Genomic DNA, 16,886 nt, shown 5'->3' on the forward strand with positions numbered 1-16,886 from the left:
GGTGGCAAGGGCGCCCGACACGCCACGGTTGTAGAGCACCGAGCCGACCTTGTTCTTGTCCTGCATGTTGCCCCGCCCGGCGCCGTAGACCACCTTCTCGATATCGGCGATCACCGGTACGTCGCGACCGGCCACGTTCCAGGTCGCCGACAGGTAGCCGCGGGCGGCGTCACCGGCCGGCACCGTGTCTTCTTCCGAGCCGGCCCACCAGGAGCCGATGATCTTGTCGCGCGCGAAGCCCACCTTCTGGGCCGCCTTGAGGGCGGTCTGGTTCATCACGCCCCAGCCCCAGAAGATCACGTAGTCGGGGTTCTCCTGGCGAATGCGCAACCACTGCGCGCCCTGCTCGTTGCCCGGGTGCGCCACCGGGATCTCGACCAGCTTGAACTTGCCGATGCTGGCTTCGGCCTGCAAGGCCACGATCGGCTCCTTGCCATACGCCGAATCGTGATACAGGAACACGATCTTCTTGCCCGCCAGCGTGCCGTTGTTCTTGCCGGCCAGGTACTTGACGATGGCCGAGACCTGCATCTGGTAGGTCGTCACCAGCGGGAAGGCATAGGGGAACACCGAACCGTCGACGGCATCGGTGCGGCCATAGCCGATCATCAGCAGCGGTACCTTGTCTTCGGCGGTCTTGTCGATGAGCGCATAGGAAATGCCGGTGGCCATCGGGTTGATGGCCGTGCCACGGGTGACCGGATTCTTGTTCTTCATGCGCTCGTAGCACTCCACGCCCTTGGCATTGTTGTACTCGGTCTCGCATTCTTCCCATGACAGCTTGACGCCGCCCACCCCGTTATCCTTGAGGTTGACGTAGTTCAGGTAGTCGACGTAGCCGCCATAGTAGGACTGGCCATTGGTGCCGTAGGGCCCCACCCGGTAGCTGGGGATGGCGATGAATTGCTCGCTGCTCTGCGCCGCCGCCGGCACCAGTGCCGATAGCAGGCTGGTCGCGGCTGCGGCGGCCAGCATCAGGTGTTTCATGCGCTTCATGGTCTCGTCTCCTTGGTATTGTCGTTACCGACTTATGGTGTGCCGGGAGCCCCGGCCTTACAGCGTAGCGTTCAATGCGGGAAGGGCCACAACCTCAGCTTTTCCTTGGTGATCTGCCACAGCCGCGCCAGTCCGTGCGGCTCGACCACCAGGAAGAAGATGATCAGCGCACCGAACACCATCATCTGGATATGGGACACGGTAGCGTTGGTGAATGGCAGGTGCAGCAAGGCCGCCATCGGTGGCAACAGGTTGTCCAGCAGGATCGGCAGCAGCAGGATGAAGGCCGAGCCCAGGAACGACCCCAGGATGCTGCCGACGCCGCCGATGATGATCATGAAGAGGATGCGAAACGACAGGTCCAGCGAGAAGCCGTCGGGCTCCACCGAACCGAGGTAGCAGAAGGCATACAACGCGCCGGCCACGCCGCAGTAGAACGAGCTGACGGCAAACGCGCTGAGCTTGGTGCGCATCAGGGCGATGCCGATCACCTCGGCGGCCACGTCCATGTCGCGCACCGCCATCCAGGCACGCCCGGTGCTGGAGCGCACCAGGTTCTTGGCCAGCAGCGCCATGACGCAGACGATGGCCAGCACGAACAGGTACTTGCGCACCGGGGTATTGATGGCCAGCCCGAACAGGTCCAAACGCGGCACGCTGATCACCCCCGACGAACTCTCGTTGGAAAACCAGCTGAACTTGGTCAGCGCCCACACCACGAAGAATTGCGCCGCCAGGGTGGCCACGGCCAGGTAGAAGCCCTTGATGCGCAGCGAGGGCAGGCCGAACAGCACGCCCACGGCGGCCGCGCAGGCACCGGCCAACAGCAGCGTGAGCACGATGGGAATGCCATCGATGCGCAGCTGGAAGTTGTAGGCAGCGTAGGCGCCCACTGCCATGAAGGCCGCCGACCCGAGCGATAGCTGGCCGGCATAGCCGGTCAGGATATTGAGCCCCAGTGCGGCCAGCGCAAACACCAAAAACGGGATCAGGATGGCCGAGAACCAGTACTCGGTGGCCAGCCACGGCACCGCCAGGAAGGCCACTGCCAGCAGCAGCACGAAACCGATGCGGTCCTGGCGCAGCGCAAAGATCTGGCTGTCGGCAATGTAGCTGCTCTTGAATTGTCCTGCTTCGCGGTACAGCATGTCGGTCTCCTGGATTTTTTCGTGGTACCCGTTGCCTTGCGGTTCGAGACCGGCTACACCCGATCGATATGGCGCTCGCCGAACAAGCCTTCGGGACGCACCAGCAGGAACAGCAACGCAAACACGTAGGGGAACCAGCCCTCGATGCCGCCGAAATTGCCGCCGAACGCGTCCTGCATCACCGGCGGAATATAGATCTCTGCCAGCTTTTCGCTGGCGCCGATGATCAACCCACCCACGATCGCCCCCGGGATCGAGGTAAAGCCACCCAGGATCAACACCGGCAAGGCCTTGAGCGCGGTCATGGTGAGCGCGAACTGGACCCCGTTGCGCGAGCCCCAGAGCAACCCCGCCACCAGTGCCACGAAGCCGGCCACGCCCCATACCACGGCCCAGATATGCTGCAGCGGAATACCCAGCGACAGCGCCGCCTGGTGGTCGTCGGCGACCGCGCGCAGCGCACGGCCGACCTTGGTCTTCTGGAAGAACAGCGCCAGCACCGCCACCAGCGCCACCACCATGCCCGAGGCAAACAGGTCGAAGCGCGAGATGCCGATGCCCACGCTGTCCATCACCGACTGGATCGGTTCGTCGACGATGCCCAGGTCGATCGGGCGCACTTCGCTGCCGAACAGCAATGGCCCCAGGCCTTCGAGGAAGAAGGTCAAGCCGATGGTGGCCATGAACAGGGTGATGGCGGGCTGGTTGACCAGCTTGCGCAGCACGAAGCGCTCGGTGGCCAGGCCGACCAGGATCATCACCACGAAGGCGCCGACGATGGCGGCCCACATCGGCAGCCCGCGGTCCATCAGCCCCACCACCGCCAGCGCGGCGAAATACACCATCGCGCCCTGGGCGAAATTGAACACGCCGGAGGCCTTGTAGATCAGCACGAAGCCCAGCGCCACCAGCGAATACATCAGGCCCGAGAGCAAGCCGCTGATGGTCACCTCGATAAGGAATTGCATGCCGCCTCCTAGTGCGCCGTGCCGAGATAGGCCCGGATCACCTCCGGGTTGTTCATCACTTCGTCGGGCGTGCCGTCGCCGATCTTCTTGCCGTAGTCCAGCACCACCACCCGGTCGGAGATGTCCATGACCACGCCCATGTCGTGCTCGATCAGCACGATGGTGGTGCCGAACTGGTCGTTGACGTCGAGGATGAAGCGGCACATGTCCTGCTTTTCTTCCACGTTCATGCCGGCCATCGGCTCGTCCAGCAGCAGCATGCCGGGTTCGGCCGCCAGTGCCCGGGCCAGCTCGACGCGCTTTTGCAGGCCATACGGCAGGCGTCCCACCGGCGTCTTGCGGATATGCTGGATTTCCAGGAAATCGATCACCTGCTCCACCTGGCGCCGGTGCGCGATCTCTTCGTTGCGGGCCGGCCCCCACCACAGCGCATTGGCCAGCAGGCCGCTGCGCATGCGGGTATTGCGCCCGGTCATGATGTTGTCGAGCACCGTCATGCCCTTGAACAGGGCGATGTTCTGGAAGGTGCGCGCGATGCCCTGGCGCGCGATGGCGCTGGGGTGCATGCCGCGCCGGGCCTGGCCGCGGTAGACGATGCTGCCCTTCTGCGGGTGGTAGACGCCGTTGATGACGTTGATCATCGAGCTCTTGCCGGCGCCGTTGGGGCCGATGATGGCGCGGATCTCGTGCTCGCGCACGTCGAAGGAGATATCGGTGAGCGCCTTGACGCCGCCGAACGACAGCGAGATGTTCTGCAGGTCCAGGATGACCTCGCCGAGCCGGCGGCCGTCGGCCGCCAGCGGTGTGGCCGGATCGGCAGCGATGGCAGGCGACAGCCCCGGAGGGGCGATTTCTGCGCTGATGTGTCGTTTCATGGTGATGGGCATCGGTGGCGTCGATGGTGGCAAGGGTGCGAACTGGAACCGGGCCGTGACCCGGTGACGAATGTGCTGCAACGGCAGCCCTAGGCGGCCTGCTCCAGCGGCGCGTAGGTCTGCGCCTGGGCAATGACCAGGTCGGCCGAAATGGAACCCTGCCGGCCATCCTCGAAACGCACCTGGGTATGGATGAGTTGCCTGCTGCGGCCCGCATAGAGGGCTTCGATCAACAGCGCATACTTCTCGGCGATGAAGCCGCGCCTGACCTTGCGGGTGCGCGTCAACTCGTCGTCGTCCGGATCGAGCTCCTTGTGCAGGATCAGGAAGCGATGGATCTGCGAAGCCGCCAGCAGCGGGTCGCGCGCCAGGTCGGCGTTGACCTTCTCGATGCATTCGCGCACCAGCTGGTAGACCGCTTCGTTGCCGGCCAGGTCGGCATAGCCGCTATAGGCCAGGTTGCGTCGTTCGGCCCAGTTGCCCACCGCGTCCATGTCGATATTGACGAAGGCCATGCACTGCTGGCGGCCGTTGCCGAAGGTGACCGCTTCCTTGATGAAGGGGAAGAACTTCAGCTTGTTCTCGATGTACTTGGGCGCGAACATGCTGCCGCAGGCCATGCGTCCCACGTCCTTGGCCCGGTCGATGATCTTGAGATGGCCATCACCGTCGAAGAAGCCGGCGTCGCCGGTGTGGAAGTAGCCGTCGCTGTCGATGGCCTCGGCGGTGGCGTCCGGGCGCTGGAAGTACTCCTTCATCATGCCGGGCGTGCGTACCAGCACCTCGCCGTTGTCGGCAATGCGCACCTCGACCCCCTTCATGGGCCGCCCCACGGTGTCGAGCCTGACATCGCCCGAAGGCTGCATGCACACCGTCACGCAGGTCTCGGTCATGCCGTAGAGCTGCTTGAGATTGATGCCCAGCGAGCGATAGAAGTCGAACAGGTCGGGACCGATGGCTTCGCCGCCGGTATAGGCCACCCGCAGGCGCGACATGCCCAGCACGTTCTTCAGCGGCCCGTAGACCAGCACGTCGCCCAGCGCATAGAGCAGGCGATCGGCCCACGACACATCGCCGCGCCGGTCCAGGATGCGCATGCCAACCCGGCGCGCCACCTGCATGAAACCATGGAACATGCGACGCTTGAGCCAGCCCGCATCCTCGATGCGGATCATCACCTGCGTGAGGATGTTCTCGTAGATGCGGGGCGGTGCGAAGTAATAGCTGGGCCCGATCTCGCGCAGGTCGCTCATGACCGTGTTGGGTGACTCCGGGCAATTCAGGCACAGCCCGGCCACGTGCTGCTGGGCGAACGAATAGAGAAAATCGCCGACCCAGGCCAGCGGCAGGTAACACAGGATGTTGTCGTCCGGCCCCAAGGCGTCGAACTCGACCAGGGTGCGCGCCGTGGCGATCATGGCGCCATGGGTGTGGCACACGCCCTTGGGCTTGCCGGTGGTGCCGGAGGTGTAGAGGATGATGGCGACGTCGTCCGGCCGCACCGCAGCGACCTGGCTGTCGTAGAAGCCAGGGTGCTGGGCGTCGAAGGCCTCGCCCAGCGCCTGTACCCGGGCCAACGACAGCAGTTCCGGCTGGTGGTAGTGGCGCATGCCGCGCTCGTCGTCGTAGATGACGTGCGCGATACGCGGCAGGTCCTGCTTGATCTCGAATACCTTGTCGACCTGCTCCTGGTCTTCGGCCATCACGAAGTCGACCCGCGCGTCGGCCAGCACATAGGCCATGTCGGCCGCCGGCGCATCCTGGTACAGCGGCACCGGCACCCCGCCCAGCGCCTGCGCGGCGGCCATGGCCCAATACAATCGTGGGCAGTTCTCGCCGATGATCGCCAGCGTCATGCCGCGCGTGAATCCCAGCGCGGCCAGGCCACAGGCGAAGGCGCGCACTTCGGCCGCGCTCTGGCGCCAGGACGTGGTCTGCCAGATGCCCAGGTCCTTCTCGCGAAACGCCGGGCGCTCGCCGCGCAGGCGGGCATGGGCTTGCAGCAACTGCGGAAACGTCGCCGCGGTTGTTTCAGGTGTTGTCTCCACCATTTTCCCACCTTGTCCTTGTAGGCATGGAGGGCCACCCTCGCTCAGGGCGTACCCGGTGTCGGTGCAGTCCGTGCCGACGCGCTGACGCCGGCCTTAAGCTGCACTCGTTATTCATTGTGTGACGAGTGTAGTTGCAGTGGTTGCCAGGTAGATGTCATTGGGCCGACAATTGTTAAACTTTCGATATTGCGATGCATCATGCAGACCACCATAAAAGACATGTTGTCCAAGAGCCTGTGGGCTCGCGCGCTGACGCCGGCACAGTTGGCGCGGGTCGAGGCCGAGGTATCGTCGCGCCGCATCGACGGCGGCAGCTACGTGTGCCGCAAGGGCGATGCGGTGACCCACTGGATCGGCGTACATGAAGGCCTGCTGAAGATGAGCAGCGTCTCGCCCGAGGGCAAGACCGTCTCGTTTGCCGGCATGGCCACCGGCGGCTGGCTGGGCGAAGGCTCGCTGCTCAAGGACGAGCCGCGCAAGTACGATGTGGTGGCACTGCGCGACAGCGAACTGATGTACATGCCGCGCGCGACCTACGCCTGGCTGCTCGACACCAGCATCGCCTTCAACCGCTTCCTGGTGACGCAGCTCAACGAGCGCCTGGCCTTGTTCATCTCGCTGGTCGAATACGATCGCATGCTGGAACCCGATGCGCGCGTGGCGCGCTGCCTGGCGGCGCTGTTCAATCCCTACCTGAACCCCGGCATCGGCCTGAACCTGCAGATCTCGCAGGAAGAAGTGGGCAACCTGTCGGGCACTTCGCGCCAGCGCGCCAACCAGGCCCTGCAGGTGTTGGAGAAGGCCGGCCTGCTCAAGGTCGACTATGGCAGCATCACCATCAACGACCTGGATGGCCTGCGGCGCTTCCATGGCCCCGCGACAGGTCCCTGAGGGACCGGCGAAGAGGCAAAAAAAATGCCGCTCAGCTCTCGACTGAACGGCATCGTGCCCGGAGGCAGCTGTGTGGTCGCAGACCCCGCAGGCTCAGGATTGCGCGCCCGGTTGTGCCGCCAGGCCACCGCGTGCGGGCCGGTTGCGGTTGAGCCAGTAGGTGCCGGTATCGGCCACCGTGTCCATCAGCACCTTCGGGTCGGACGACTTGACCACGTAGCCGTTGGCGCCCAGCGTGTAGCTCTTGTCGATGTCCTGCTGGTCTTCGGATGAAGAAAACATCACCACCGGGATATGCGAGGTGGCTTCGTTGGACTTGATCATCTCGAGAAAATCGTGGCCGCTCATCAGCGGCAGGTTCAGGTCGAGCAGGATCAGGAAAGGATGCAGCTCCTTGCGGTGGGCATAGCCCTGCGAGAAAAAGAATTCTTCCGCCCCTTCCGCATCCTCGAACCACTTCATGTTGTCAGCCATCTGGTGGTTGCCCAGGGCGCGGCGGGTCATGGCGGCCACGGCGTGGTTGTCTTCAACCAGGATGATGTCGTATTGCTCGATATCCATACAAGGATCTCTTTCGTCAGTAAATTCAAGCTGGAACTATTGTTGTTATGGGCCGCGGATGCCATCTCGCGCGGCAGTCATTGTTCGAATAACGCGGCCTTGATCTTTTGTCTACGCCGTTCTCGCTCCACAGCAATCTTGTCCAGCACCGGCGATTGGTCCAAAAGCCAGTCCTGACGCCGATTCCAGCACTGTGAAAGGATTATTGCACAGCCACTTTCAAAAGGAATCAGATTTTTCCTGAAGTGCAAAAAAACGCTTGCCAACGATCCCGTACGGAATTTTTTTGTCGATCATTCGTTATCAAAAAAATAACACATTCCACAATCCCGCCGTTCGCAGCCATCCGCATCCACCCAGGGCCGGGTCGCCCGTCCGGCTTACTTGTCGGTGGTGGCGATACCGGTGCGTATGGCATAGCGCACCAAACCAGGCACGTCGCGAATATCGAGCCGGTCCATCAGCTGGGCGCGGTGGGTCTCGATGGTCTTGGCACTGACGTTGAGCTGGTAGGCGATTTCCTTGGTGTTGTTGCCCTCGGCAATGAGCTGCAGGATCTCGCGCTGGCGCGGCGTCAGCACCTCGACCGGGGTGCCGTTCTGGGCCACCCGTTTCATGTAGCTGTCGAGGGCGTCGCGCGAGATGTGCGAGTCGAGGTATTGGCGGCCGTGCTTGACTTCGTAGAGGGCCTTCTCGAGCTCGGTGGCGGCCGAGTCCTTGAACAGGTAGCCGTTGGCACCGGCGTTCAAGGCCTGCATCACGTATTCCTCGCTGCCGTACATCGACAGCATCAGGAAGCGCGTGGTGGGGTAGTCGGCCCGCAGGCGGCGCAGGGCCTCCAATCCGTTCATGCCCTTCATGGCGATGTCGAGCACCACCATGTCGGGCTTGAGCTGGGCCACCAGCTGGATCGCCTCGGCACCGTCCGACGCTTCGCCAACCACTTCCACGCCGGGCATGGCGGCCAACAGGGCCTTGATACCACTGCGCACCAGCGCGTGGTCGTCGGCGAGAATGATGCGCGTGAGCATGTCAGATCCTCCTTACGATTGGAGCGACCGGCAGGTGCATGACGATTTCCGTCCCCTCCCCCGGCGCCGATGAAATATCCATTGAGCCACCGACCAGGATAGCCCGTTCTTCCATGTTGAGCAGGCCGAAGCTGGTGCCCGAGATGGCATTGCTGCGCGCCCGCTCCAGGTCGAAGCCGCGCCCGTCGTCACGAATGCTCAGGTACACCAGGTCCTGCTTGCGGTCGACCTTGACCCAGATGTTCTGGCAGTGCGCATGGCGCAGGATGTTGGTGACGGCTTCCTGGACGATGCGAAAACCGGTGTTTTCGATATCGTGATGCAGTTGCTCGTCATGACCGGTGCTTTCGAACCAGCCGTTGACCCCGGCCAGCTTGGATTTCTGCTCGACATAGGCACGCAGCGCCGCGATCAGTCCCAGGTTGTCGAGTTGCGGCGGGCGCAGGTCGAGCGACAGGCTGCGCACCTGGGCCAGCACCGAGGTGACGATGTCGATACCGTTCTGCAGCGAAGGACCTTCCAGCGAGCCGGTCTTCTTGATGGTCTCGAGATTGATCTTGAGCGCGGTCAGCGACTGGCCGACGTCGTCATGCAGGCCGCGGGCCAGGTGCTGTCGTTCGCGCTCCTGGACCTCGATGACCCGCGAGGACAACAGTTGCTGGCGCTGGATCGCCAGTTCCAGTTCGCGCCGCGATTGTTCGCGCTCGGTGACATCGATGGCCAGGCCGGCGACCATGTCGCCCTTGCCCTCGCCGTTGATCGGAAACCGCACCACGTCCAGGATGCGGGCGTTGTGGTTGTGATCGAATACCGTTTCCTGGGTATGCAGTTCGCGCTTCTCGAGCAGCACCTTGCGGTCGGCCTCCTCCGAGGCCTGGGCCGCTCCCGACGACATCATCTCGAAGTCGGTCTGGCCATCCATGGCACTGGGCGTCATGCCGAAGAACGCGGCCTGGGCCGGGTTGACGTAGTTGTAGCGCAGCTGCGAATCCTTGATCCAGGTCGGCATCGGCGCGGCGTTCATGAAGGCGTTGAAGCGCGCCTGCATCTCGCGCAGCGCCTGCGAGCTGGCGCGTTGCTTGCGCCGCGCCTGGGCGTCGCGCAGCTCGCGCTCGACCGCATGCGGCAGGCGGGTAATGGCGCTCTTGAGGAAGTAATCCTGGGCCCCGGCCTTCATCACCTCCACCGCGGTCTGCTCGCCGATCACACCGGAGACGATGATGAACGGCGTCTGGTCGTTATCGGTCTTGACGATCTTGAGCGCTTCGACACCGCTGAAGCTGGGCATCGAATAGTCGGAGATGACGATATCCCAGCGCGTCTCGCGCAGCGCGGCCCACAGGTCTTCTTCGTTCTCGACCCGCTGCCAGGTCGGCTCGAAGCCCCCGCGCTTGAGCTCGCGCACCATCAACACGGCGTCTTCTTCCATGTCTTCGACGAACAGAACGCGTAGCGGAATACTCATGGTCACCGTCTTTCAAAAATGAATGCAGGTCAATTCTCGCCTCCCACCGGCGTCGGGAACAATCCCTTGCGCGGCAGCGAAAAGTAGAAACTGGCGCCTTCCTTGGGCTTGCCCTCGGCCCACACCCGGCCGGTATGCCGGATCACGATCCGCTGCACCAGCGCCAGGCCGATCCCGGTGCCGGCGTACTCTTCCTGGCGATGCAGGCGCTGGAAGGTGCCGAACAGCTTATGGGCATACCGCATGTCGAAACCGACGCCGTTGTCGTGGACGCCGTAGATGATTTCCTCGCCTTCGGTACGCACCGTCACCGACACCTTGGGATGCTCGTTCTTGCTGCTGAACTTGACCGCATTGGAGAGCAGGTTTTCCCACACCTGGGTGATCAGCCCGCGGTTGGCCACCACGCCGTCCATCGCCGCCACGTCGAATTCGACGTCGGGATTCTCGCGCTTGAGCCCGGCGATCACTTGGGCCACCGGCTCGTCCATCGAAAAGCGTTCGAGCGTCAACTCACCGGTGGTCGACTTGGCCAGCTTGAGCAGGTCGTTGATCAGCTCGTCCATCTTCTTGACGTTGCGGCGGATCACCTGCAGTTGTTCGCGTCCTTTTTCGTCCAGTGCCTCGGCGTAGTCTTCCTCGAGGATCATGGCATAACCGGAAATGGCGCGCAGCGGCGCGCGCAAGTCGTGCGACACCGAATAGGAAAAACTCTCCAGTTCCTTGTTCACGCTATGCAGGTGCAACGCCTGGCGCTTCAGGTCGGCATTGAGGCCCTTGATCTCTTCCTCGGCCCGCTTGCGCTCGGAAATGTCGTACATCACGGTGCGGCTGACGACCCCGCCGCCGTCGCGCGCCGGCGTGGCCGTGGCGTTGATCAAGGCGGTGAAGGTGCTGCCATCGGCGCGACGATAGGTCAGGTCGACGCCCTGGATCTCGCGCGTACTGAGGAAGAGCGGCAGCAATTCGTCCAGATAGCGCTGCTCGCTCTCGGGGGTCAGCAGGTCGGCGTGGGTCAGGCGCCCGACGACGGCATCGCGGGTGTAGCCCAGCCACTTCAATTCGGTGTCGTTGATCTTGACGATCTTGCCGGTATGTTCGTCGATGGAGTGATAGCCGCAGGGCGCGTGGTTGTACAGGTCTTCGATGTCGTCCAGGTAGGCCTGCGCCTTCTGCTGCGCCTCGATCCGACGGCCTACTTCGCGCTTGAGCTTGCGATACACCAGCAGCAGGATCAGTATGCTCAGCAGGCTACCACCCACCACCGCCAGGTTAGTGACCGTGGCGCTGGTGGCACTCTCCTGCGAGCGCGTGGCCAGCAGCGCGTTCTCGGCGCCTTTCATCCGCATGAAACGGGCCCGGATGTCGTCGCTGAGGTCCTTGCCGGCCAGCAGCAGTTCGCTCTGGATCGGCACCGGTTGTGCCTCGAGCAGCTTGCGCGCCAGCGTCAGGCGCTGCCGCATCAGGTCTTCGAGCTCCTGCAATTGGGCCAGCTGGGGGCCGTTGTCGCGCAGCAGCTGGCGCAGCTCGTGCATCAGCGAATTGACCTGGCGCACACCGGCCTCGAAGTTGCCGCGATATTCGTCGTTGCCGGACAGGGCGAAACCGCGCGCGCTACTGACCGTATCGCGGAACGCCGAATGTGCTTCTTCCAGGGTATTGAGCACCGTATGGGTATGCTGGACCCAGATCGCCCGCTCTTCGAACACACGCATGCTGCTGTATGCAAAAGCGGCCACGCCGATCGACAGCAGCAATGCGACGGAAAAGAATATCCCCGTACTGGCGGTGGTTAATTTAGTTTTATTAATCGGCATCTCTTTCACACTGCAGCAAGGCATGCACGCAACCACAACGCGTACGCCAGTTCTTGAGTCTGTAAGCCGCGCCCGCACCAGGCGCGGCGGCGCCGCCTTCCCCATCCCATCAACATCGAGTCACGCACCGTACGTGCAGTCTGGTTACCTTCGGGCCGACATCATCGACGTGGCTCACGGCGCCAGACATGACAGTTACTTTTTACACTTGGACATCACCCGACACGCATGGCATCGGTACTGTTGCATCGCGCATAAGTCGCTAGATGCAAACGCGCCACATCGTCTCACATTTTCTTCATGCAATAGGCTTGGGTCGCCTGTATCACGCTCGTTTTTATTTTAATTTATTCTATAATAGCTTTAACCCCAACCTGTTACTAGGCGGCACTTCAAACAATGAAAAAAAACCACCTTTTCATGCTCGCCACAGGTCTCGCGCTTGCTGCACAGACCACTTCGTTCGCGGCATCGACTACCGGCAACCTGGCGGTGAGCGCCATCGTCTCGGCCCAGTGCGTGATCCAGAGCGCCGCCATTCCGTTCGGCACCTACAGTTCGAGCGCGGTGCAGCAAAATGCCCAGATCGCGGTGAACTGCTCCAACGGCACCAGCTACACCATCAGCCTGGATGCCGGCAGCGGCACCGGCGCCACCACCGCAGCGCGCAAGCTGGCCAATACCGCCGGCGGCAGTTCGCTCAACTACGGCCTGTACCAGGATGCGGCCCGCACCAAGAGCTGGGGCAACGCCAACGGCAGCGATACCATCGCCGGCGTCGGATCGGGCACCACCCAGAATATCCCCGTCTACGGCTACATCCCCGGCGGACAGACTTCCACGGCCGGCAATTACAGCGACGTGGTCGCCGTCACCCTGGCCTACTGATCACTGCCGTCCGAGGTTCGACGAAAATGGCGCGCCCGCAAGGGTCAGCGCCATTTTTCATGCGCCAAATATCGTCCTGGCTCACCTTGCCGCAAAACAATGATTAACTTTTAGTCAAACTTGTGGCTATACTGCAACCAAAAGCACTAACAGCTTCGCATTCGTTTTACTCTAGAAACATATCGAAATTATCGCAAAACTAGAACGGAGTTTTCGCAGTGACGAGAACCTTTTTCCAGCGTCCGGCCTTGATGTGGCCTGTCATTTGCGCTGCGGCCATGGGGGTATGTGCCGCTGCGCAAGCTTCCAATTTCGAGATCTCTCCCGTGGTGCTGGAGTTATCGTCTGCGCGTACGGCCGGCGTGGTCAAGATCGTCAACAACGACAATCATGACGTATCGCTGCAGCTGCGCGGGTTCGAATGGAGTCAATCCGACAACAAGGACGACCTCAAGCCGACCCAGAACCTGATCATCAGCCCGCCGGTGTTCAACCTGGCGCCCGGCGCATCGCAGGTGATACGGGTGGTATCGCGCCAACCCAGCGGCGAGAGCGAAATCGCCTTCCGGATGTTGATCGATGAAATCCCGTCGGCGGCCGAAGGTGCCACCATCAACTTCAAGTTCCGCATCTCGATGCCGGTGTTCATCGCCCCGATGGCGGCGCCCAAGCTCAAGCTGGACTACGACCTGCGCGCCGGCAAGCCCGGCAAGCTGCTGGTGCAAAACAGCGGCAACCGTCGCGGGCGCCTGCTCGATGTCGCCGTCACGCTGCCCAATGGCAAGAAGATCATCGCCGGCGGCGGTGGCAATCCGTACACGCTGGCCGGAGTGACGCGCCAGTACCTGATCGAATCCGACACGCCCCTGGCGGCTGGCAGCAAGGTCAAGTTGAGCGCCACCAGCGATTCGGGCCCGATCGAAACCGAACTGACCGTGGCGCCTTGAAGCGGCCCTCGCAATGGATTTGCCTGCTCAGCCTGGCCCTGCTCTGCGCTTCTAGTGGCGCCGCCGAGCCAGGCGACGAGGTATTGCTGCTGGAAGTCTCGGTCAACGGCCGGCCGACCGACCTGGTGGCGCAGTTCACGCGCCGCTCGCAGGTGTTGTACGCCACGGCCTCTGAATTGCGCAGCCTGGGGCTGAAGGTCGACGGCGCCGACACCGACCTGGTACAGGTGGACAGCATTTCGCCGGCCATCGACCTCGATACCGCCAACGCCAAAGTCAACCTGAATGTCTCGGCACGATTCATGAAGACAACCGATATCGAATCCACCGGCCTGACCAGCAGCAATGTGCCGCTCGCACCCGGCGGCCGTGGGCTGGTGCTGAACTACGACATGCTGGCCACCTCCAACCAGGGCATGCACACCCTGGGTGGCCTGTTCGATGCGCGCTGGTTCTCGGGCAGCAGCGTGCTCAGCTCGACCGGGCTGGGTTACGTCGGCAATGGCGGCGGTGTGTCGGCGCGGCTCGAAACCACCTATACCTATTCGGACCCGGCGCAGCTGACCCGTTACCGCGCCGGCGACGTGATCAACAGCAGCCTGGCATGGAGCCGCTCGGTACGGATGGGCGGCTTCCAGTATTCGTCCGACTTCAACCTGCGGCCCGACCTGGTGCGCTTTCCCTCGCCGTCACTGGGTGGCGAGACGGTGGTGCCGTCGACGGTGGACCTGTTTGTCAACGGCGTGCGCCAGTTGTCGCAGGCGGTGCCGCCCGGACCATTCGAGATCCGACAGACCCCCATCGCCAGCGGTGCCGGACAGATTGCCGTGGCGGTCACCGATGAACTGGGGCGCCAGACCTTCCGTACCGTCAACTTCTACGCCACCGATCGCCTGCTCAAGGATGGCCTGTCGTCATATTCGCTCGAAGGGGGCTGGGTGCGTCGCAACTATGGCCTGCGCAGCAACGACTATGGCCAGTTCGCGATGTCGGGCAGCGCCCGTCGTGGCGTGGGCAACTGGCTGACCCTGGAGACCCACGGCGAAGCGATGCGCGGACTCAAGCTGCTGGGCGTGGGCGGCGTGTTCAACCTGGCCAACCGGGCGGTGCTGTCGTCGGCGCTGGCAGCCAGCAGTTCGGACACCCGCTCGGGACAACAGGCATCGGTGGCCATCGAACGCAATGCCGATCCGATCAGCCTGTCGCTCAGCCGCACCCAGTCGACCAACGGCTACCAGGACATCGGCGCCATCGAGGGCGCCCCGGTATCGCGGGTGGCCACCATCGCTACGCTGGGGCTGAACCTGGGCACGTTCGGCTCGCTGTCGATGGCCTATGCCAAGACCAAGAGCCCGGTCCTGTTTACCGACCTGGGCACCACCAGCCTGGCCGATAGCGAAACCGTGACGCTGACCTATTTCAAGTCGGTGGGCAGTTCGTCCAACCTGTACATGACGGCGTTCCGCGACATCCGCAACGGCAGCTATGGCACCACGGTGGGCGTGATCATTCCGTTCGGCGCGCGTGACGTGGCCGGCGTGAGCCTGGCCAACAACAATGGACAGCGGGCGCTGGCGGTGCAGGCCAGCCGGCCGACGGTGTCGATCGGCGATGTGGGCTGGCAGCTGCAATCGAGCGAAGGCAGCTATCACCAACGCCTGGCCCAGGTCGACTACAAGGCGCGCACCGGTCGCTACAGCGCTGCGGTGGCGCAATCGGGCGCGGCCACCAGCGAACGGGTCGGCGCGCGCGGCGCCCTCACGCTCATGGATGGCGGCGTGTTCGCCTCGGACTGGATCGAAGACAGTTTCGCCGTGGTCAATGCCAGCGGAGTCAAGAATGTCGGCATCTATACCGAGAACCGCTATGCCGGCAAGACCGACGACAATGGCCAGTTGCTGCTGACCGATCTGCGCGCCTATGACGTCAACAAGATCTCGGTCGACCTGCTGGACCTGCCGCTGACCTTGCAACTGGACCAGACCGACCAGTACATCAAGCCGCGCGATCGCTCCGGCGTGACCGTCAACTTCAATGCCAAGCGCGCCTCGGACGTGACCATCACGCTGCTCGATGCGCAGGGCACCTACCTGCCGCTGGGCTCCGTGGTAAAGGTGCGCGAAACCGGATTGCAGGCGCCGGTAGGCTACGACGGCGTGAGCTACCTGCAGGAACTGGCGCCGGTCAATACCCTCGACGTGCTGCTGCCCTCGGGAGCACGATGCCAGGCCACACTGACACCGCCGGCCCGCGTGGATGCCGGCATGACCAACGAAACGGTGACTTGCCGGTGACCCGGCACAAGGACACGCCATGAAGACGCTACTGAAGCTGCTGTTCGCTGCCATGCTGGCCCTGCTGTCGCTGCAGGCACGCGCGCAGCTTTGCACGGCATCGGCCACGCCGATCTCGTTCGGCCTGTACAACCCGCAGTCCAGTACCGTGACCTACAACACCGGCACCGTCACGGTAACCTGCCAGGCCATCGTGGCTTCGCTGCTGATCGTCTATAACATACAGCTCAGCGCCGGCAGCAGCGGCTCCTATGCCCAGCGCAAGATGCTCAACGGGACCACGTCCCTGGATTACCAGCTCTACACCAATTCGTCGCACAGTACCGTGTGGGGCGACGGCACCAGCAGTACCCAGCAGGTCAGCGATGGCTACCTGCTGCAATTGATCGGGCCGGTCAGCAAGAACTACACCGTCTACGGCCGCCTGGCGGGCAGCCAGAACGTCAAGGCCGGCGCCTATACCGATACCGTCACCATCCTGATCACCTATTGATGGCACCTGCCTGATGTCATATCGATATCCATCAGCACGCCACGGCGCCAACCTGCCGTCCAATTGTCGTGGTTTTCGCTCATCTCAGGAATTGCCCGACCCTCCAGCAAGCACTCTCAGGTTTCACCCGATGCCGGCCGTCCCTGGCGGGAATTAAAGTACACCCATACCCGCTGCACACAGAAGTCTTCACAGGGGTGAAGACCACGCCGGGACACTGCCTCAGGGAGAAATAACATGTTTGCCAAGAACAACCGCATCGTCGCCGCTTCCATCGCAGCCATCGTCCTGGCTACCAGCGCTCCGCAATCCTTCGCCGCGACCGCGACCGGTTCGCTGACCATTTCCGCCAACGTGGTGGCCGCCTGCACCGTGGTCGGTTCGGCCATCGCCTTCGGCGCCTACACCCAAGCCGTGGTGAACCAGACCGGTGGCATCACCGTGCTGTGCACCAACGGCAC

At 63.0% G+C, this 16,886-nt stretch carries 15 protein-coding genes; 6 read left to right on the forward strand and 9 right to left on the reverse strand.

From position 1 onward, the window contains the following. The 5 genes from PMI40_RS22240 to PMI40_RS22260 form a co-directional block, all read right to left on the reverse strand. Positions 1–996, reverse strand: a 996-nt coding sequence (locus PMI40_RS22240) for an ABC transporter substrate-binding protein (protein WP_008120173.1), incomplete at its 3' end; no start/stop codon positions are given. Between the two features lie 71 nt (positions 997–1,067). After that, positions 1,068–2,144: a branched-chain amino acid ABC transporter permease gene (locus PMI40_RS22245; RefSeq protein WP_008120176.1), complete on the reverse strand. Its 1,077-nt coding sequence runs from the start codon at positions 2,142–2,144 to the stop codon at positions 1,068–1,070. A gap of 53 nt (positions 2,145–2,197) precedes the next feature. Continuing rightward, the gene (locus PMI40_RS22250) at positions 2,198–3,112 is read right to left on the reverse strand and encodes a branched-chain amino acid ABC transporter permease (RefSeq protein WP_008120178.1); all 915 of its coding nucleotides are present in this window, start codon (positions 3,110–3,112) and stop codon (positions 2,198–2,200) included. A gap of 8 nt (positions 3,113–3,120) precedes the next feature. Further along, positions 3,121–3,999, reverse strand: coding sequence for an ABC transporter ATP-binding protein (locus PMI40_RS22255; RefSeq protein ID WP_008120180.1), 879 nt, complete (start codon positions 3,997–3,999; stop codon positions 3,121–3,123). 77 nt (positions 4,000–4,076) lie between these two features. Beyond that, positions 4,077–6,038, reverse strand: coding sequence for a long-chain fatty acid--CoA ligase (locus PMI40_RS22260; protein WP_008120182.1), 1,962 nt, complete (start codon positions 6,036–6,038; stop codon positions 4,077–4,079). A 198-nt stretch (positions 6,039–6,236) separates the two neighbouring features. Between PMI40_RS22260 and PMI40_RS22265 the strand changes: the two genes are divergently transcribed. Then, positions 6,237–6,929, forward strand: coding sequence for a Crp/Fnr family transcriptional regulator (locus tag PMI40_RS22265; protein ID WP_008120184.1), 693 nt, complete (start codon positions 6,237–6,239; stop codon positions 6,927–6,929). A 93-nt stretch (positions 6,930–7,022) separates the two neighbouring features. Here PMI40_RS22265 and PMI40_RS22270 read toward each other — a convergent pair whose 3' ends face one another. The 4 genes from PMI40_RS22270 to PMI40_RS22285 form a co-directional block, all read right to left on the reverse strand. Next, positions 7,023–7,490 (reverse strand): response regulator, encoded by a 468-nt coding sequence (locus PMI40_RS22270; protein WP_008120186.1) that lies wholly within the window; start codon positions 7,488–7,490, stop codon positions 7,023–7,025. Positions 7,491–7,870: 380 nt separating this feature from the next. Then, positions 7,871–8,521, reverse strand: a complete 651-nt coding sequence (locus PMI40_RS22275) for a response regulator transcription factor (protein ID WP_008120188.1) — start codon at positions 8,519–8,521, stop codon at positions 7,871–7,873. Between the two features lies 1 nt (position 8,522). Beyond that, positions 8,523–9,986: an ATP-binding protein gene (locus PMI40_RS22280; protein ID WP_008120190.1), complete on the reverse strand. Its 1,464-nt coding sequence runs from the start codon at positions 9,984–9,986 to the stop codon at positions 8,523–8,525. A gap of 29 nt (positions 9,987–10,015) precedes the next feature. After that, positions 10,016–11,803 (reverse strand): CHASE3 domain-containing protein, encoded by a 1,788-nt coding sequence (locus tag PMI40_RS22285; protein ID WP_008120191.1) that lies wholly within the window; start codon positions 11,801–11,803, stop codon positions 10,016–10,018. A gap of 420 nt (positions 11,804–12,223) precedes the next feature. Between PMI40_RS22285 and PMI40_RS22290 the strand changes: the two genes are divergently transcribed. The 5 genes from PMI40_RS22290 to PMI40_RS22310 all read left to right on the forward strand — a co-directional run. Further along, on the forward strand, positions 12,224–12,691 hold the full coding sequence (locus PMI40_RS22290; RefSeq protein ID WP_008120194.1) for a spore coat U domain-containing protein: 468 nt from the start codon (positions 12,224–12,226) through the stop codon (positions 12,689–12,691). A 218-nt stretch (positions 12,692–12,909) separates the two neighbouring features. Next, entirely contained in the window at positions 12,910–13,638 is a 729-nt protein-coding gene (locus tag PMI40_RS22295) for a molecular chaperone (protein ID WP_238541000.1), read from the forward strand. Continuing rightward, positions 13,635–15,932: a fimbria/pilus outer membrane usher protein gene (locus PMI40_RS22300; RefSeq protein WP_008120197.1), complete on the forward strand. Its 2,298-nt coding sequence runs from the start codon at positions 13,635–13,637 to the stop codon at positions 15,930–15,932. The genes PMI40_RS22295 and PMI40_RS22300 overlap by 4 nt, the downstream gene beginning before the upstream one ends. A gap of 19 nt (positions 15,933–15,951) precedes the next feature. After that, positions 15,952–16,425 (forward strand): spore coat U domain-containing protein, encoded by a 474-nt coding sequence (locus PMI40_RS22305; RefSeq protein WP_008120200.1) that lies wholly within the window; start codon positions 15,952–15,954, stop codon positions 16,423–16,425. Positions 16,426–16,662: 237 nt separating this feature from the next. Continuing rightward, on the forward strand, positions 16,663–16,886 hold a 224-nt coding region (locus PMI40_RS22310; protein WP_008120201.1), incomplete at its 3' end, for a spore coat protein U domain-containing protein.

Source organism: Herbaspirillum sp. YR522, assembly GCF_000282575.1.
Taxonomy (GTDB): Bacteria; Pseudomonadota; Gammaproteobacteria; order Burkholderiales; family Burkholderiaceae_D; genus Herbaspirillum.